Consider the following 17,587-nt stretch of genomic DNA (forward strand, 5'->3'; position numbering starts at 1 on the left):
GAGTGAGAGCGTGGAGTAAAGATTGTGAAAGTGAGTGTAGGGATGGTTTGTGAATGGATGGGAATGTGAAAGTGCTATGCAGAGATGATGGGTTTGAAATTGTGGGGAATGTGAAAGAGATGATGTGTGGAGATCATTTTTTGTTCCCCGGGCTCACTGGCCCGGGGCAAAAAGTGTTATAAGCCGGATCAGTTGCGCATCGCGGCAATTTTATCTTTTTCCATCAGCACAATGGTACCATCGCGTAACGTAATCAGTTGTTCGTCCCTGAAATCCCCGAGTGTCCGTATCAGCGACTCCTTGGCCACTCCGGCCACAGCAGCCAGGTTCTCCCGGCTGATATCTATTTCAAAATGTGTTTTTTGTGTAGTGTTGTACTTATGGTCCAGCGTAATCAGGGCGGAAGCTACTTTTTTACGCAGGGAGCTATAGGCCAGCGCAATCAGTTGCTGTTCTTTTTCTGCAATGTTTTTAGCCAGCAATTGCACAAAACGGCTCAGTACTTCCGGATTGTTGTTCACCAGGTCTTCAAAATCCTGATGCGGAATGATGGCCAGTACGGTGTCTTCAATAGCTTCCGCGCTCTCCTGGTAGGCGCCCGCTTCCAGTAAAGCCGTATAACCCAAAAAATCTCCTTCGTTATACAACCCGGTGATCAGCTCTTTCCCATCATCATTACGCTGATAGATTTTTACCTTGCCTTCCATGATATAGTACAGGCTTTCCGGCCTGTTGCCGGCGGCGTATATCTGTTGTTTCTTTTTATAATGATTGGTGTTGCGGTCTTCCTTCAGGGAGGCCAGCAGGTCTTTGCCTGACGTGCTGGACAACAGCGTATGTAACCCGCTGATGCCGGAGGTTTCCGGCTGCCGTATTTCTGCACACCTTCTGAGGCGGCTTTCGATGGCGCTGAGTAGTTCCGCTCCTTCAAACGGTTTGGTGATATAGTCATCGGCGCCCATCTCCATCCCTTTTCTGACATCGGTGCGTTCGGTTTTTGCCGTCAGAAAAATGAAGGGGATAGGCCGGAGGCTTTCATTCTTATGTAGCATATGCAGTACGCCGTAGCCGTCGAGCACGGGCATCATGATATCGCATACAATGAGATCGGGTTGTTGTTCCAGGGCTATGGTCACACCCTCTTTGCCGTTGGAGGCCGTCAGTACATGGTAATTGGCCAGTTCAAGAATCTCCGCCAGGTTATCACGGATATCTTTGTTGTCTTCGATTAACAGGATTTTTTCCAAGATATGTCAGGTTTTGGGCGTGGGAATATGAACGATGAATTCGGTGCCTTTGTTTGGTTCACTGTGACAAGTAACCTGTCCTTTCATGAGCTCCGTGTACTTGGCCACAATATGGAGGCCGAGCCCGGTGCCCTGGATGTTTTCCACGTTGCTGCCGCGGAAAAATCTTTCAAACAGGTGCTGTTGGTCTTCTGATTTAATGCCAATGCCGCAATCTTTTACCGACAAGGTAAGCCGGTAGGCTGTTGATAACGTGCGTACATAAACAATACCCTCTTCAGGAGAAAATTTTAATGCGTTGGACACGAGGTTGGTGAGCACGTGGCGAAGCAGGCTACCGTCGAATGAACTTTCTGCCGGGCCTTCGTGGCTGTATACCACTTGTTGTTTGCCCCGTTTCAGTCCTTCGGCTTCTGCCAGTATTTTTTCAACATGTTTCCGTGTGTCGGTCAGCGCAGGGCGTACCTGTATTTTGCCTTCCTCGATTTTTCCGAGTGACAGGAAATCATTCAGGATATCGGTCAGCAGATGTACGGCGGAAGCTATTTTCCGGATATGCGCCAGTCGTTTGGGTTGGTCTTCTGTAGTGGTATATTTTTCCAGCAGGTAGGTAGATGACAACACGGTGCTGAGTGGTGTCCGGAATTCATGTGAAGCGATAGACACAAACCGGGATTTGAGCACGTTGAGCTCTTTTTCCTTGTCCAGCGCCTGCCGCAGCTCTGCTTCCGACTTACGCCGGGCGGAAATGTCGAGGCCTATGGCAATGTAGCCGGTGATCTGTTGGTTTTCATCCCGTATAGCCGATACCGTTAACGCTACCGGGAACCGGCTGCCATCTTTACGGATGTAAGTCCATTCGTTTTCATTAGGCAGGTTCAGCCGGGCTTTGACGGTAAGGCTGTCAAAGCCTGGTTCCACTTGTTGTTGCAGCTCATCCGATAGTTTGGCGGCCCGGTACTCCAGCTCCTGAAAGTCGTGAAACTGTATCAGGGCGCCGGTATCAGTCACCTCACGGGCGGGATAGCCCAGCATTTTTACGGCGGCAGGATTAAAGAAGCGGATATGCCCCATCGGTTCAGTAACAATCAGGATGGCATCGAGATTGGTCCAGATACTGTTGAGGAAATTACTGACCCGCCTGTAGGCAGACTCTTTGCCTGCCATGATGTGCGCTTCCAGCTGTTGAGCGTCCTGTGCGCGTTTCAGCGCGTCGGCTGTTTGTTGCTGCGTAGAAATATCGGTGACGAAACAAATCTGGTAATGCTGGTCCTCCTGCAGATAGGAAGTACTGCTTACTTTTACCGGCAACGCCTGTCCGTTTTTACAACGCAGCCATGAACGGATATCACCGGCCAACAAAGTGTCCATCGGTTTGCCCAGCACTTCGTCAGCGGTGTGGCCGCTCCATTCCAGAAAACAGGGATTGGCCGCCTGAATCAGGCCGGCCCCGTCTACCAGGAGTATACCCTGTGTAGCATGATTGAAGAGCAGCTCAAAACCTGGCATACGTGCCGTGCTTGTGATGGTCATGGGTCTGAAAGGGTCTGTATAAAAATAAGGAATCCATTGTTATAAAAATACAGGTCGTCCGATTTCGGACAATCTCTTTTTATAATTGGATAAATAAAGTTAAATTTTAATTGGTAAAATTATCACTTTGATAAGACTGTGAAATTGGGTATGACCCATTATCCGGATATTTGAGGGGGTAAGACATTCCGGTGCGGAGCGTGTTGACGATAGCCATGGCCACGGTGAGTTTCCATGCACTGCGTGCAGCCATGGCGAATCCGGTAAAAAGTTTACGAGGGGAATAACCGGCAGGTTATTTTTGATTGATGGGGGTTTCTATGATCAGAAACTCGGTTTCTTCTCCATGTTGCAGGCTGATTTCGCTCGCTTCCCAGATACCCATGGCATCCCGGGGGTGCAGTACCTGATTGTTCACTTTCAGGGTGCCTTCTATCAGGAAGATAAACAGGCATTTATTGAGTGGATGGAGCGTATAGGGCACAGAGCCGGGCAGATCGTAGTAACCCAGGGAGAGCCGGCTGTTCTGGTTGATCCAGCAGTGTTCCAGGCCTTCCTCGGAGGAGACGATGGTAGTGAGGCGGTTCTTTCTTTTATTGCGAGGGAAACTTCTCTGCTGGTAGCGGGGCGTAATGTTCTGTAGCTTAGGCTGGATCCATATCTGAAGGAAATTTACCTCGCCTTCGCCTATATTGTATTCTTCATGTCTTAATCCTTCCCCGGCGCTCATGATCTGCACGCCGCCGGCTTCTATTTTGGTACTGTAGCCCAACGTGTCTTTGTGGTTCATTTTGCCTTTCAGCAACACCGAAATGATCTCCATGTTCATATGTGGATGGATACCGAACCCTTTTCCGGCAGCCACAAAATCATCGTTGAAAGCCAGCAGCGTGCCGAAGGCGCTGCGCATAGGCTGGTAAAAGTCACTGAAGCTGAAGAAGAAATTGCTTTTCAGCCATCCGATGTCTTTTACCTCTCTTTCACCGGCAGGGAAGTGCTGTGTTTTCATAGTCAATCGGGTTGAATGCTATAAAGAAGAAGCAAAGCCATCTGGCTTTGCTTCTTCTTAAAAATTAGCTATTGAAAGAATTGTAACTGCTGATCAGGCTGTCGTAGCTTCTACCCAGTGATTCCACCTGGTATTCATCTATTTTGCCTTTTTCGGCGCTGTCACGCATTATTTTTTTGGCGGTTATCAGGAAGTCGCTCACACGGTCATAGAAAGATTTATAGTAACCGTCTTTGTTTTCCTTTTTAGCATTGTCCAGGTTCAGCTGGCTGTGTTCTGTTTTGGCTTTTTCCAGCGCAGCATAAGCGGCTTCTGCTTTCTCTTTGATGGCGCCGTAATTGCCCTCGCTGCCTTCTGTCAGTTCCACGAAATCACGAACGGCTTTCAGGTCCGCTTTCATGGCGAGGATATAATCTTTCAGCGGGCTCTCTTTCAGTACGATGGCTTCGCTGGCGTCAGCGATTTCATTGACTTTTTTCATCAGGACAACCTTGTCAGTCATCAGCTGTTGGGTGCTGGCGCGGATAGAGTCCACCAGTGCAAAGCCTTTGGCGCTTTTGTCGTCTTTGAAGTCTTCTGCTTTCAGGTAGTCGCTCAGTTGTTTGTACTGCTCCTGCAGTTTTTTGAAACCGGCGCTGTAGGCGGGGACTTTTTCCTTGAAGAACTTTTTGTCGTCGCTGCTCAGCTCATCAACCGGTTCATCCGCCTTTACTTTGTTCATGGGTCTGGGCATGTCAAAGTAGGTAGGGGTAATAATGCCGATAAAAGCGAAGTGGTCAGAAGGGTTCTTCAGTCCCTTTTCAATTTTGTCCACATTCTCCGCCACCCGGGTGATATAGTTGTTCTGTTTGTTGGCTATATCAATCAACAGGTTAGTGTATTCAATGACATGGCTGGCCTTTTCTACAGAGTTGCTTTCATAAGCAGCCGGGCCTTTGCCGCCTTTGCTGTTATCACATGATACAGATACAGAGAGCATAGCCACACCAATGGCTGCGTAAAGGAACTTTTTGTTCATAGTGAAATGGTGATTATTTGGATTAAACAAATGACCGGGGTAATTTGATTGTTAATGCCGCAAATATAATATTTAAAATCCCGAATTACAATGAGGTAGGTTCAGGCTGTTACCTTTCTTCCTGGGATACATCTTTACGGGCTGCGTATTATCTTTAGCCATATGAAGACACTTATCCGCGCATTCCGATGGTGCATCGGTCTGCTACTGGCAGGCACGCTGCCCGTCGCTGCCCAGTTCAAAGACCCGCGGCCGGTAAAGCCGAAACCTAATATCATTGTGTTCCTGGTGGATGATATGGGCTGGGAAGATACTTCCGTCCCTTTCTGGGACCAGCTGACGGACAAGAATAAACGTTTCCGCACGCCCAATATGGAGCGACTGGCCAAAGAAGGGGTGAAGTTCACCAATGCGTATGCTACGCCGGTGTGTACCCCGTCGCGGGTGAGCATGATCACGGGCATGAATGCTGCGCATCATGGTGTTACCAACTGGACATCGCCGCGTAAGGACGTAAATGCCGATGCGCCGGACAATACGCTGGAAAGTGCTCCCTGGAACCATAATGGCTTTAGCCCGGTACAGGGCGTGCCACACACCGTATATGCCACCCCGTTGCCTGCCTTGCTGAAAGGCGCCGGCTATTACACCATTCATGCCGGTAAGGCGCACTGGGGCGCCATGGGCACGCCGGGTGCCAATCCGTACAACATGGGCTTCCTGGTGAATATCGCCGGTCATGCGGCGGGGCATCCGCAGAGCTATCTGTCGGAGGAGAACTACGGCAATATGCCCGGTAAGGCTACGGCGCAGGCGGTGCCTGACCTGGAGGAATATTATGGTACCGGTACCTTCCTCACGGAGGCGCTTACACGGGAAGCGCTCAAGGCGCTGGATGAACCGGTCAACAGGCGACAGCCTTTTTACCTGTACCTCGCGCATTATGCGGTGCATGTGCCTTTGCAGGCAGACAAACGGTATTATCAGCATTACCTGGACATTGGGCTGGATGAGGCGGAAGCCAAATACGCCTCCCTCATAGAAGGCATGGACGCCAGCCTGGGGCAGGTGATGGATTATCTTACCACGCGGAAGATCGCAGACAATACCATTATTCTTTTCATGAGCGATAACGGTGGGTTGAGCCTTGCGCCACCGCGGGGTGGTGCGCCGCATACCCAGAACCTGCCTTTGCGCGCCGGTAAAGGGTCGGTATATGAAGGCGGTATCCGGGAGCCGATGCTGGTAAAATGGCCTGGCGTAACGCGGGCCGGCAGTGTGGCGCCGCAATATTTGATGGTAGAGGATTTTTTCCCTTCTATACTGGAAATGGCCGGTATACAGTTATATGATGCCGTTCAGACGATTGACGGTAAAAGTTTTGTGCCGGTCCTGCGGGACCCTGCTACGACAGACTCTTTGCGGACGCTGGTATGGCATTATCCGAATAAATGGATTCCCGATGGAGGGCCGGGTATCAACTATAAAAGCGCGCTCCGGCAAGGCCGCTGGAAGGTGGTATATGACCAGCAACAGGGCAGTGCAGAGCTGTATGACCTGGTAACGGACATTGGTGAAAAACGTGATCTGGCGGCAGTTTACCCCGACCGGGTACGGTCGTTGCTGGCATTGTTGTCGCAGCAGTTGCAACAGTGGAAAGCGCCGATGCCGGTATTAAAAGCGAGTGGAAAACCTTTACCGTGGCCGGAAAATAAACGGTAACCTGGAGGAAAGTAAAAGGTGTTTTTAAAAATTGGTGTCGTACATTTGTGACTTGTTACTAACAGTGTAACAGTTGTAGGTTATATGGTGACTGGAATAATCTTATCCGAGTCTCGATAGAAGAGGCTATCCTTTGATAATGGATAGCCTCTTTTATTTTTCAGGTAGTTATTTACTTGTTTTCTCCACCGTCTTTCTGGCCTTTGTCATGACCTTGTGCGTTCATGGCTTTAAGTTTGGCCTGCTGGTCTGGTGTAAGGATGGTCTGGTATTGTTGTTTGCGGTAGGCGGCAATTTCTTTTTTACCGTTGCCGTCTTTCTGGCCGGAAGCTTTCAGCGCGTCCTTGCGGCGGATACATTCTGTATTGACAGCCAGTACTTTTTTATATTGATCATCTGTCAAATTCAGTTTTGTTTTCAGTTCATCCGCATACTGGGCGGCGCGTTGTTCCGGAGCAGCTACTACTTTGGGAGCTTTGGCTGGTTTGGCCGGCGCCTGTTTGGCAGGAGCGGGAGCAGCGGGTGCTGTAGGAGCAGTTTGGGCAAAAGCCGGAGATACGGCCAACATAATAGCGATAGCAGCGATTAACTTTTTCATGTGTTTTAAAGTTTTGTATGCCTGTTAATTCAATTTCCTTGCCATTGGGCCAAAACTTGCCCGGCAACGGCTTAAAATTTCATTAAAACATACGGGAGGGATGATTGGTTTAACTGACTTTGATCTTTTTCCGGTAGGCAGAAGGAGAGAGGCCGGTGACCTGTTTAAACAGGCGGGTGAAGTAAGACGCTGATTGATAGTTGAGTTCAAAGGCGATGCTGGCAATATCGCGGGCGGGATCTTGCAGGAGGATCTGGCTGTGCAGGATACTGATTTCGTTGATCCACTGTTTGGGTGGTTTGCCGGTTGCCTCTTTCACACATTTATTCAGGTAGTTTTCTGAGATATTGAGTTGCCTGGCATAATACTCCACTGTTTTTTCATGGAGATGATGGCGTTGTACTTTTTCCCGGAAGCGCAGGGATATGTCAAGGCTGCGGTTGAGCGTCACCGGGCGTGGAGATTCGTGCAGCAATATTTTATTGAGCAGGGCACGGAACAGCGGTACGCATATTTCCATGGAGCCGTTGATAAGGCTTAGTTCCTCTTCCAGCAGCGCGCTGAGGTGTGCCAGCCACTTCACGGCTTTGGCTGGCAGTGTCACAAAGGGTGTGGCAAAGAAAAAATTAAGCAGGTTGTTATTGAGCGAAAGCCGGTTAATGATTTCATTTTCATACACAATAAAAAATCCGGTGGCATCAGGCGATATTTCCAGGGTAGCGGTGATGCTCCCTTGTTTGATAAGCAGGACCGAGTTGGCTTCCAGTTTATAGGAAGATACTTCCAGCTGTTGCACGATAGTGCCTTTGGTGACGAAGAGCAGGAAGTTGAAAGAGGTGCGGTAGGGTGGCACGGGAATAACGATGTTGCGCAGATAATTTTCGATGCGGTATACCTGTAGCTGTGCATCGTTGAACAGTACCTGCCTGGACACGCCCGGGAGGAAAGATTTTTTGTATTCGAAATTGGTGAATAATTTAACTGATGATTTCATATCCGCTACTAAAGGTAGCGTGATTTGTGAAAAGAAATGCGGGATTTGTGCTATTCATCGTTTGTTTTAACATCTACCTTGCAACCTGTAATGAAAGCCATCTTTAGGTACATATTATTACTGTTTTTCCTGATTGGATTTACTTTCACGGGCCACAACAAAACTCCTTTATTGTCAGCCAGGGCCGGTCACCAATCATTCGATGCGGGAAAAAATTGTTCGGATACCTTGTTGTCAACAAAAGACTGTCTCGATTTTTTGCAGTTGTTTTCTTTTGTGAATGACGAGACTTCTGACGATGAGAGCGATGTATTTCATGTTTCCCGGTTTCAGCGTTTTACCACCCTTTTTGCAGCTTATTACCAGGCATTGTTCCTGACCACCGATAATACCGTGCTGACCGGCCAATGCCGGTTTGTGCATCCTGATGCCGCGGTGAAGCGGGTTCCCCGTTTTATACTGTTTCATACCCTTATTATTCCTTCTCATCAGGCATAATCTGCCCATCTTTCTTTTTTCTTTATTGATTTAAATGGCTCCGGTATTGCCGGAAATGTGCGCCATAACGGGCTTACAAATGCCATAAATTAATATATGAAAAAGAATTAGAATATTCTTATTTTTTCTCCTGTCAACTGAAATTTCTACCGAAAAACCCGAGTTCTATTATATTAAAATTAATTATATGCATTTAACACCGCGAGAAACGGAAAAGCTGTTGCTTCATCTGGCTGGAGAACTGGCTGCCAAACGCAAAGCACGTGGACTGAAACTCAATTACCCGGAAGCGATAGCCCTGATCAGCAGCGAACTGCTGGAGGCTGCACGGGATGGCAGATCAGTGGCTGATCTGATGCAGTACGGCGCTACCATCCTCACCCGGGAAGACGTCATGGAAGGCATCCCCGAAATGATCCATGATGTACAGATAGAAGCCACCTTTCCCGATGGCACCAAACTCGTCACCGTTCACCATCCTATCCGCTAACCGCTAAAACCATTCAACATGATACCCGGAGAGTATTTTCTCGCCAACGGCGATATCCACTGCAACGAAGGCCGTCAAACCGTCACGATAAAAGTGATCAATACCGCCGACAGACCGGTGCAGATAGGTTCACATTACCATTTCTTTGAAGTAAACCGCCAGATGAGCTTCGACAGGGCCCTGGCCTTCGGTAAAAGACTCAATATCCCCGCCGGCACCGCCGTGCGTTTTGAGCCAGGTGAAGAAAAAGAAGTACAGCTGGTAGAGCTGGGCGGCGCCCGTCGCGCTTTTGGCCTCAACCAGCTCGTTAACGGCGATACCGCCCTCGAATCCAGCAAGGAAAAAGCAATGGCAAAACTCGCAGCCACCAACTTCAAAAACCAGCAATCATGAGCCTGATCATCAACAGAGAACAATATGTAAATATGTACGGTCCGACCACAGGCGACAAAGTTCGTTTAGGCGACACCGATATTATCATCGAAATAGAAAAAGATTTTAACCACTACGGCGATGAAAGCAAATTCGGCGGCGGCAAAACCGTTCGTGACGGTATGGCCCAATCCAGCACCGCTACCCGCGACCAGGGCGTACTGGACATGGTGATCACCAACGTGGTGCTCATCGATCACTGGGGCATCGTGAAAGGTGACCTCGGCATCAAAGACGGTAAAATCGTTGGCTTCGGCCAGGCCGGCAACCCTGATACCATGGACGGCGTAGAACGTAACATGGTGATCGGCGCCTCTACAGAAGTACACGGCGGCAACGGCCTCATTGCCACTGCCGGTGGTATCGATACCCACATCCACTTCATCAGCCCGCAACAGATAGAGACAGCGCTGTTCAGCGGCATCACCACCATGATCGGCGGTGGTACCGGTCCGGCTGACGGCACCAACGCCACCACCGTTACCCCTGGTAAATGGTACATTGCTAAAATGCTGCAATCGGCCGACGACTTCCCGATGAACCTCGGCTTCTTCGGTAAAGGCAACTGCTCCACCGAAGCACCTATCGCTGAACAGGTGGAAGCCGGCGCACTTGGCGTGAAAATCCACGAAGACTGGGGCGCTACTCCTGCTGTGATAGACGCAGCCCTCAACGTGGCGGATAAATACGATGTGCAGGTGGCCATTCATACAGACACACTCAACGAAGCGGGTTTCCTGGAAGATACGATCAACGCCATCAACGGCCGCGTGATCCACACCTTCCATACAGAAGGCGCCGGCGGCGGTCACGCGCCGGATATCATCAAAGCAGCGATGTATCCCAACGTGCTCCCGGCTTCTACCAACCCTACCCGTCCTTATACTGTCAACACCATCGATGAACACCTCGATATGCTGATGGTATGCCACCACCTGAGCAAAAGCATCCCGGAAGACGTGGCCTTTGCCGACTCCCGCATCCGCCCGGAAACCATTGCTGCGGAAGACATCCTGCACGATATGGGCGTGTTCAGCATCATGAGCTCCGACTCACAGGCCATGGGACGTGTAGGCGAGGTCGTTACCCGCACCTGGCAGACCGCCGATAAAATGAAAAAACAACGCGGCTTCCTTGATGAAGATGCTACTGCCCAAAGCGACAACTTCCGCGCTAAACGTTATGTGGCCAAATACACGATCAATCCGGCCATTGCACATGGCATCGATGAATATGTAGGTTCCGTGGAACCCGGCAAAATCGCTGATATCGTGCTGTGGAAACCAGCTCTTTTCGGCGCTAAACCGGAAATGATCATCAAAGGCGGTATGATCATCGCTGCTAAAATGGGCGATCCCAACGCGTCTATTCCCACACCACAGCCGGTGATCCTGCGTACCATGTTCGGCGCTCACGGCCGCGCTATGCACCAGACCTGCGCCACCTTCGTATCCAAAGCATCCCTTGAAAAAGGTATCGTGGAAGAATACGGCCTGCAAAAAATGGTGCTGCCTGTATCCGGTTGCCGCAACATCTCCAAAAGAGATCTGATACACAACGATAAAACACCGGAGATCACTGTCAACCCGGAAAACTACGAAGTACGGGTAGATGGTGTGCATATCACCTGCGAACCGGTAGATACCGTGCCTTTAGCACAACGGTACTTCCTGTTCTAAAAACAGTACAACATGATTATTGATAAGATCATTGGCAATACCGCTACTACACCACTGGAAGGCCGTGCCACAGACCCTTTGCTGCTGGAGTGGTTTGAAACCACCAAACGCATTCAGCGCAAACATACACAACAGGGCATGGAGATAGCCATCCGCTTCCTGAAAGAAGGACAACGCCTGCGCATCGGCGATATCCTTTATATGGACGACAGCCGAGCCGTAGTGATAGATATTATTCCCAGCGACGCGATCGTGGTCACCCCACGGTCGCTGCTGGAAATGGGCAGCGTATGTTATGAGATCGGCAACAAACACCTTCCTGTTTTCATCCAGGACGACCAGGTGCTGTTGCCCTTTGAAGAGCCCATCTACCGCTGGCTGCTGGCCGCCGGGTACCAAACCGAAAAAGCACATACCAAACTGACCAACCTGCTGAATGCAAATGTGCAACCACATTCGCATGGCAACGGTGGCGGCAGTTCTCTTTTCTCAAAAATTATGAGCCTTGCAGCAAAAGAACGATAACGTCATGGCAGCCAACTTCCTGGGCAGCCTGTTGCACCTCAGCGATCCTACGTTGCCGATCGGTGGCTACTCCCATTCCAATGGGCTGGAGACCTACGTGCAGCTGGGACTGGTGAACAACGTGTCTTCCGCGGAGATGTTTGTGCAGCACATGCTCACCAACAACCTGCAATACAACGATGCGGCATTTGTTTGCCTGGCTTACCGCGCCGCTGCTGCTGGTGATCTCGCTGCGTTGCTGGCACTCGATGAAGAGGCTTCCGCGCTCAAAATGCCGAGAGAGATACGGCAGGCCAGTCAGAAGCTGGGCGTGCGGCTGATGAAAATATTCAGCCGGCAGCAAAGCTATGTGCTGGCGCAGCAATACGAGGCCGCTACCGTCGCTAAAAAAGCGGAGGGACACTATAGCATCGCATACGGACTGTATGCCTGTCTGATGGGCGTGCCGCTGCCGGAAGCGTTGTATGCTTTTTATTACAACGCGGCGGTGGGCATGGTCACCAATGCTGTAAAGCTGGTGCCGCTGGGGCAGCTGGACGGGCAGGACGTATTGTTCCGCATGCAGCCGGTCATCCAGTCGCTGGTAAACACCACGATGACGCTGGACCGGGAACTGGTAGGCGTGTGCAACATTGGCTTCGATATCCGCTGTATGCAGCATGAACAGCTGTATTCCAGGCTTTATATGTCTTAACTAACAACAACGAAATAGTTATTATGAGCGACAGAAAATATGTGAAAATAGGCGTGGCCGGTCCGGTAGGTTCCGGTAAAACCGCCCTGATAGAACGGTTGTCCCGTGCATTGATGAACACCTACGATATGGGTGTGATCACCAACGATATTTATACCAGGGAAGATGCTGAATTTCTCACTAAAAACAGCCTGCTTCCGAAAGAACGCATTATCGGCGTGGAAACCGGCGGCTGCCCGCACACGGCCATCCGTGAAGATGCCAGCATGAACCTCGAAGCAGTGGATGAAATGGCAGCGCGCTTCCCCAATATTGAACTGATACTGATCGAAAGCGGCGGCGATAACCTCTCTGCTACTTTCAGTCCCGATCTGGCAGATGTGACCATCTTCGTGATCGACGTGGCGGAAGGAGATAAAATACCCCGTAAAGGTGGTCCGGGCATTACCCGCTCCGATCTGTTGGTGATCAATAAAATTGACCTTGCGCCTTATGTACATGCAGACCTCGGCGTGATGGAAAGAGATGCCCGCAAAATGCGTGCAGGCAAACCGTTTGTGTTTACCAACCTGATGTCATTACAGGGACTGGACACCGTGATTGGCTGGATTAAAAAATATGCCCTGCTGGAAGATGCCGAAGAACCGGCATTGGTAAGGTAATTCGTAATTGAATTATAATGAACAAACTCAATTTAATAAGCGGATATAAAAACGGGCGTTCCTGGCTGAAGGACAGCTACTGCACCCGGCCATTCAAGTTGGCCAATGTGGGCATCTACCGACAGGACCCGGCTTTGTACCTGATGGTGATGAGCTCTTCGCCCGGTATTCTGGATGGAGATCATTACGATATCGATATCCGCACGGAGTCGCACAGCAAACTGCAATTGCAGTCGCAGTCCTATCAGCGGTTGTTCAATATGAAAACCGGTGCGCAGCAGCAACAGCGTATCCACATGGAGGCACAGAGCATATTCAGCTATGTGCAGCATCCGGTGGTGCCGCATGAAAATGCGATTTTCAAATCGCATACAGTAGCGCACCTGGAAGATGACTGCCAGTTTACTTTCGGAGAGATCATCACTTGTGGCCGCAAACATTCCGGTGAGGTGTTCCGTTTTTCCAAACTGCACAACATCACCGAAATATATCACCGCGGGAAACTCATCCTGAAAGATAACCTGTTGCTGCAACCACAGCTGCTGCCTATGCAGGCCATCGGTCAGATGGAAGGATACACGCATCAGGCTACATTGCTGCATATTAATACCGGTGCGGCTGATATGGAAACGCAGATGACCACCTTGCGGCAGATGCTGGAAGAAGAGCAGGGTATTATAGGCGGGGTGTCGCTGCCGGATGTCCGTTGCCTGGTAGTACGTATACTCGGCAATGGCGGAGAACAGCTGTACGACTGCCTGCGGAAAATGCAGCGTTATTTCTGGCAACATACCGGTGATAACGTTGTCACTGAAACACTTAAAACAGCTATCACATGAATATAGGATTAACAACGCTGGTGGTATCTGCTGTAACGATCAGTTGCCTGCATACCGCCACCGGCCCGGATCATTACCTTCCGTTCATCGTGTTGTCCCGTTCCAAAAAATGGACGATGTCCAAGACGGTTTTCTGGACAGTACTTTGTGGCTTTGGACATATTCTCAGTTCCGTTGTTATTGGGTTGATTGGCGTATTGCTTGGCTGGCAACTGTCGAAGCTGACCTGGTTCCAGGACGTCAGAGGCAATATGTCCGGCTGGTGCCTGCTGGGCTTTGGTGTAGTGTATTTGTTGTGGGGGCTTCGCCAGGCTTACCTCAACAAGCCTCACAAACATTTTGATGTATATGAAGGCGGCGATATCTATGTGTACGAGCACCGGCATGGGGATATCGTTTATCCGCAAAACCGTGTGAAAGTAACGCCCTGGATATTGTTCGCCATTTTTGTGATGGGACCCAGTGAACCGTTGGTGCCGCTGCTGTTCTATTCCGGGGCACATCGTTCTTCGCTGGAAGTAGTGGTGCTGATCAGTGTTTTCACTATTACTACCGTGCTCACCATGCTGGCCATGGTACTGATTGGCTGTTATGGCTATTCATTTCTTAAAACAGATAAGCTCGAAAGATATGTACACGCCATCGGCGGCGCTGTTGTCACCATGTGTGGCATCGGTATGGTATTCCTCGGATGGTAAAAAATAAATTATAATCAATCATCTTCCACATCATCACCTAAACAAATAAAAGTGACACAACGGAAACCACTGGTCCTCCCTTACCTGAGGGGGGTAGGACAGATCATGCTCCAAAACAACGCCTGGACAGGTGCGCTTTTCCTGGCAGGAATCTTCTACGACTCAATCGTGATGGGCATTGCGGCTGTTGTAGCGGTTATTACCGGCACGCTGACAGCGAAACTGCTCCGTTACAACGAAAACGATATTGAGGCCGGTTTGTACGGCTTCAGTGCTACGCTGGTGGGCGTAGCGCTGACCTTCTACTTTAACCCTGTTCCGCTGGTATGGGTGGCTGTAGTACTGGGATCGGCGGTTGCCACCTGGTTACAGCATCAGTTCATTCGCCGTGGCTGGCCGGGATTTACCTTCCCATTTATCCTGGCGACGTGGATATTGTTGTACCTGTTCCATCACGTATATATGCCGGGAGCGGCCGCCTCAGTGGCCAGTACCATGCCGGTAAACGATGACTTTACCACCGCTACCAATGGTTTCGGGGAAGTAATTTTTCAGGGCAGCGTGATAGCCGGCATTATCTTTTTTATTGCCGTGTTTATCAGTTCACCGATAGCTGCGTTGTATGGCGTATGTGCGTCCCTGTTAGGCGCGTTTATTTCACTGGAATTTGCAGAACCGGCCATGGACATTCACATGGGATTGTTTAGCTTTAACGCTGTATTGTGTGCTATTACCTTTGCCGGCAATAAACCCCGCGATGGTATCTGGGTGTTATTTTCCGTTGTGCTCTCTGTATTGTTGGATGTGGGGATGCTGCAGCAGCATATGGCTGTGTTGACCTTCCCGTTTGTAGCCGCTTGTTGGATAACCCTTGGGATGCAGTATTTAGCACAAAAGATGGGGATAAAAATTAAAGATTAACCAATGAAGAAAGTATTACTCGCAATGGGACTGCTGTCTGCATGGCAGCAGCTGTTGGCACAACAACCGGCAGACAGCGCCCATACACAGCTGAAACAGATTGTAGTAAGTGCGCCCCGCATCGAAAAAGCGATGATGCACATTGACCTGAAGAAGATCCCTGTCAATACCGCGCAGGACTTGCTGCGCAAGGTACCAGGATTGTTCATCTCACAACATGCCGGTGGGGGAAAGGCAGAACAGATCTTCCTTCGTGGTTTTGACTGTGACCACGGTACAGATGTTAATATTTCTGCTGATGGGATACCGGTCAATATTGTATCCCATGCACATGGACAGGGTTATTCCGATCTGCATTTCCTTATACCGGAAACCGTGGAGAGTATTGACTTTGGCAAGGGTGCTTATTATCCCGAAAAAGGGGATTTTAACACCGCCGGCTATGTGAATTTTGCTACGTATGATCATCTGGACAACAGCCTGATCAAGGTGGAAGGTGGTTCTTTCAATACCATGCGACTGGCAGGCGTTTTTAACCTGCTGGCAGATAAAAGCGCAGCTAAACGCAACGCCTATATTGCCACCGAGTATAACTACACCAATGGCCCATTTGATGTACAGCAGCAGTTCAGCCGCTTTAACCTGTTTGGTAAATACAACCAGTGGCTGAATGACAAGGACTATATTTCCTTCCAGGCATCCACCTTTACTTCCGGCTGGAACGCATCCGGACAGATTCCCGAAAGGGCCGTGGCGGAAGGGCTGATCAGTCGCTGGGGCTCCATTGATCCAACAGAAGGCGGCAATACCTCCCGCACCAATGCCGCACTGACTTACCGGCATCAGGCCAGTGCCGACGAGTCGTGGCAGAGCTTTTTCTTTTATAGCCGTTACCAGTTCAACCTGTATTCCAACTTTACCTTTTTCCTGAAAGACCCCGTGCATGGCGATGAGATACAACAGAAAGATGACCGCAGCATTTACGGGTTTGAACAACAGTACACACATGATTACACCGTTGGTAACAGCCGGCTGACCTGGCAATCCGGCGCAGGGCTGCGCCTTGATGATATCCAGGACCTGGAGCTGAACCATGTTTACCGCCGGGATACGTTGCTGAACAGGCTGGCCTGGGGCAGCGGCCGTGAAACTAACCTGCATGCCTACACGGGGCTGACCTGGCATACCGGCCACTGGCGTATTAATCCCGCTGTGCGTGTAGATCATTTTATTTTCAATTACCAGGATAAACTAAAGCCCGCCAATGGTGATCCGGGCGTAACAGCCACCCGCGTGAGCCCTAAGCTGAATTTTTCCTATTCCACCGGCAGTATAGCACAGTGGTATCTGAAAACCGGTATGGGATTCCATTCCAACGATATGCGTGTGGTGATGCAACAGAACGGGAAAGATATATTGCCTTTTTCCGCCGGTGCTGACCTGGGCGTGGTGCTGAAACCCGTGCCTAATTTGTTGATCCAGCCTACGCTGTGGTACCTGTACCTGCAACAGGAATTTGTGTATGTGGGAGATGAAGCGGTGGTGGAGCCTTCCGGTAAAACGCGGCGTTTGGGCGTGGACGTGAGCATGCGTTACCAGCCTGTGAAATGGCTTTATCTCGATGCCGATGTGAACTATGCAAATGCGAGGGAGATAGGACAGCCTAAAGGAGCGAATTATATACCGTTGGCGCCGGTGCTGACCAGCACAGGCGGTATTGGTGTGAACCTGCCTATGGGCTTCTCTGCCAACCTGCGTTACCGTTATATGAAAGACCGGCCGGCGAATGAAGCCAACAGCCTCGTGGCCAATGGATATTTCGTGAACGACCTGATGCTGGCTTACACCCATCGTCAGTTCCAATTTACTGTACAGGCACAGAACCTGTTTAACATCAACTGGAATGAGGCGCAGTTTGAAACAGAAACCCGCCTGCAGCATGAAACGGAATCTGTGACGGATATGTGTTTCACGCCAGGCACACCATTTTACCTCAAGGCAGGTGTTTCTGTAAGGTTTTAAATATAC

Annotated in this window: 18 protein-coding genes; 12 read left to right on the forward strand and 6 right to left on the reverse strand. The window is 50.0% G+C overall.

What is annotated here, in order from left to right; genetic code table 11:
- Window positions 1–188: 188 nt before the first annotated feature.
- From HHL17_RS32050 to HHL17_RS32065, 4 genes are all read right to left on the reverse strand, one after another.
- Window positions 189–1,247: a response regulator gene (locus HHL17_RS32050; RefSeq protein WP_169228876.1), complete on the reverse strand. Its 1,059-nt coding sequence runs from the start codon at window positions 1,245–1,247 to the stop codon at window positions 189–191.
- A gap of 6 nt (window positions 1,248–1,253) precedes the next feature.
- The gene (locus tag HHL17_RS32055; RefSeq protein WP_169228877.1) at window positions 1,254–2,780 is read right to left on the reverse strand and encodes a sensor histidine kinase; all 1,527 of its coding nucleotides are present in this window, start codon (window positions 2,778–2,780) and stop codon (window positions 1,254–1,256) included.
- A 295-nt stretch (window positions 2,781–3,075) separates the two neighbouring features.
- Window positions 3,076–3,789 carry a pirin family protein gene (locus tag HHL17_RS32060; protein ID WP_169228878.1) on the reverse strand — a complete coding sequence of 238 codons (714 nt, stop codon included), beginning with the start codon at window positions 3,787–3,789 and terminating at the stop codon, window positions 3,076–3,078.
- Window positions 3,790–3,853: 64 nt separating this feature from the next.
- Window positions 3,854–4,807 (reverse strand): hypothetical protein, encoded by a 954-nt coding sequence (locus HHL17_RS32065; RefSeq protein ID WP_169228879.1) that lies wholly within the window; start codon window positions 4,805–4,807, stop codon window positions 3,854–3,856.
- A gap of 162 nt (window positions 4,808–4,969) precedes the next feature.
- Here HHL17_RS32065 and HHL17_RS32070 point away from each other — a divergent pair, with 162 nt between their 5' ends.
- Window positions 4,970–6,529 (forward strand): sulfatase, encoded by a 1,560-nt coding sequence (locus tag HHL17_RS32070; protein ID WP_169228880.1) that lies wholly within the window; start codon window positions 4,970–4,972, stop codon window positions 6,527–6,529.
- A gap of 172 nt (window positions 6,530–6,701) precedes the next feature.
- On the opposite strand, the gene HHL17_RS32075 is transcribed toward HHL17_RS32070, so the two are convergent.
- Window positions 6,702–7,127 (reverse strand): hypothetical protein, encoded by a 426-nt coding sequence (locus HHL17_RS32075; RefSeq protein ID WP_169228881.1) that lies wholly within the window; start codon window positions 7,125–7,127, stop codon window positions 6,702–6,704.
- Window positions 7,128–7,236: 109 nt separating this feature from the next.
- Entirely contained in the window at window positions 7,237–8,121 is an 885-nt protein-coding gene (locus tag HHL17_RS32080) for a helix-turn-helix domain-containing protein (protein ID WP_169228882.1), read from the reverse strand.
- A gap of 228 nt (window positions 8,122–8,349) precedes the next feature.
- Between HHL17_RS32080 and HHL17_RS32085 the strand changes: the two genes are divergently transcribed.
- The 11 genes from HHL17_RS32085 (at window position 8,350) to HHL17_RS32135 (ending at window position 17,581) form a co-directional block, all read left to right on the forward strand.
- Window positions 8,350–8,619 carry a hypothetical protein gene (locus HHL17_RS32085; protein WP_169228883.1) on the forward strand — a complete coding sequence of 90 codons (270 nt, stop codon included), beginning with the start codon at window positions 8,350–8,352 and terminating at the stop codon, window positions 8,617–8,619.
- Between the two features lie 187 nt (window positions 8,620–8,806).
- Window positions 8,807–9,109 carry an urease subunit gamma gene (ureA, locus tag HHL17_RS32090; RefSeq protein WP_078667430.1) on the forward strand — a complete coding sequence of 101 codons (303 nt, stop codon included), beginning with the start codon at window positions 8,807–8,809 and terminating at the stop codon, window positions 9,107–9,109.
- Between the two features lie 18 nt (window positions 9,110–9,127).
- On the forward strand, window positions 9,128–9,502 hold the full coding sequence (gene ureB / locus HHL17_RS32095; RefSeq protein ID WP_169228884.1) for an urease subunit beta: 375 nt from the start codon (window positions 9,128–9,130) through the stop codon (window positions 9,500–9,502).
- A complete protein-coding gene (gene ureC / locus HHL17_RS32100) occupies window positions 9,499–11,220 on the forward strand; it encodes an urease subunit alpha (protein ID WP_169228885.1) in 1,722 nt (573 codons plus the stop codon). Before ureB ends, ureC begins: the two co-directional genes overlap by 4 nt.
- Before the next feature lie 12 nt (window positions 11,221–11,232).
- The gene (ureE, locus tag HHL17_RS32105) at window positions 11,233–11,745 is read left to right on the forward strand and encodes an urease accessory protein UreE (RefSeq protein ID WP_169228886.1); all 513 of its coding nucleotides are present in this window, start codon (window positions 11,233–11,235) and stop codon (window positions 11,743–11,745) included.
- The gene (locus HHL17_RS32110) at window positions 11,726–12,439 is read left to right on the forward strand and encodes an urease accessory protein UreF (RefSeq protein ID WP_240976015.1); all 714 of its coding nucleotides are present in this window, start codon (window positions 11,726–11,728) and stop codon (window positions 12,437–12,439) included. Before ureE ends, HHL17_RS32110 begins: the two co-directional genes overlap by 20 nt.
- Window positions 12,440–12,462: 23 nt before the next feature.
- Window positions 12,463–13,101, forward strand: coding sequence for an urease accessory protein UreG (gene ureG / locus HHL17_RS32115; protein WP_169228887.1), 639 nt, complete (start codon window positions 12,463–12,465; stop codon window positions 13,099–13,101).
- A 17-nt stretch (window positions 13,102–13,118) separates the two neighbouring features.
- Window positions 13,119–13,940 (forward strand): urease accessory protein UreD, encoded by an 822-nt coding sequence (locus HHL17_RS32120; protein WP_169228888.1) that lies wholly within the window; start codon window positions 13,119–13,121, stop codon window positions 13,938–13,940.
- A complete protein-coding gene (locus HHL17_RS32125; RefSeq protein WP_169228889.1) occupies window positions 13,937–14,638 on the forward strand; it encodes a hypothetical protein in 702 nt (233 codons plus the stop codon). The genes HHL17_RS32120 and HHL17_RS32125 overlap by 4 nt, the downstream gene beginning before the upstream one ends.
- Before the next feature lie 51 nt (window positions 14,639–14,689).
- The gene (locus HHL17_RS32130; protein WP_317166666.1) at window positions 14,690–15,559 is read left to right on the forward strand and encodes an urea transporter; all 870 of its coding nucleotides are present in this window, start codon (window positions 14,690–14,692) and stop codon (window positions 15,557–15,559) included.
- A gap of 3 nt (window positions 15,560–15,562) precedes the next feature.
- Complete coding sequence (locus tag HHL17_RS32135) at window positions 15,563–17,581, forward strand: TonB-dependent receptor (protein ID WP_169228890.1); 2,019 nt, start codon at window positions 15,563–15,565, stop codon at window positions 17,579–17,581.
- Window positions 17,582–17,587 lie beyond the last annotated feature (6 nt).

Origin of the sequence: Chitinophaga fulva, assembly GCF_012927205.1 — a bacterium.
Lineage (GTDB): Bacteria > Bacteroidota > Bacteroidia > Chitinophagales > Chitinophagaceae > Chitinophaga > Chitinophaga fulva.

Excerpts from the sequence above, each read along its gene's own strand:
- HHL17_RS32125 (WP_169228889.1), top strand. The coding sequence starts at position 13,937 with ATGAATATAGGATTAACAACGCTGGTGGTATCTGCTGTAACGATCAGT.
- HHL17_RS32135 (WP_169228890.1), top strand. The coding sequence starts at position 15,563 with ATGAAGAAAGTATTACTCGCAATGGGACTGCTGTCTGCATGGCAGCAG.
- ureG (WP_169228887.1), top strand. The coding sequence starts at position 12,463 with ATGAGCGACAGAAAATATGTGAAAATAGGCGTGGCCGGTCCGGTAGGT.
- HHL17_RS32055 (WP_169228877.1), bottom strand. The coding sequence starts at position 2,780 with ATGACCATCACAAGCACGGCACGTATGCCAGGTTTTGAGCTGCTCTTC.
- HHL17_RS32065 (WP_169228879.1), bottom strand. The coding sequence starts at position 4,807 with ATGAACAAAAAGTTCCTTTACGCAGCCATTGGTGTGGCTATGCTCTCT.
- ureE (WP_169228886.1), top strand. The coding sequence starts at position 11,233 with ATGATTATTGATAAGATCATTGGCAATACCGCTACTACACCACTGGAA.
- ureC (WP_169228885.1), top strand. The coding sequence starts at position 9,499 with ATGAGCCTGATCATCAACAGAGAACAATATGTAAATATGTACGGTCCG.
- ureA (WP_078667430.1), top strand. The coding sequence starts at position 8,807 with ATGCATTTAACACCGCGAGAAACGGAAAAGCTGTTGCTTCATCTGGCT.
- HHL17_RS32075 (WP_169228881.1), bottom strand. The coding sequence starts at position 7,127 with ATGAAAAAGTTAATCGCTGCTATCGCTATTATGTTGGCCGTATCTCCG.
- HHL17_RS32120 (WP_169228888.1), top strand. The coding sequence starts at position 13,119 with ATGAACAAACTCAATTTAATAAGCGGATATAAAAACGGGCGTTCCTGG.
- HHL17_RS32070 (WP_169228880.1), top strand. The coding sequence starts at position 4,970 with ATGAAGACACTTATCCGCGCATTCCGATGGTGCATCGGTCTGCTACTG.
- ureB (WP_169228884.1), top strand. The coding sequence starts at position 9,128 with ATGATACCCGGAGAGTATTTTCTCGCCAACGGCGATATCCACTGCAAC.
- HHL17_RS32060 (WP_169228878.1), bottom strand. The coding sequence starts at position 3,789 with ATGAAAACACAGCACTTCCCTGCCGGTGAAAGAGAGGTAAAAGACATC.
- HHL17_RS32080 (WP_169228882.1), bottom strand. The coding sequence starts at position 8,121 with ATGAAATCATCAGTTAAATTATTCACCAATTTCGAATACAAAAAATCT.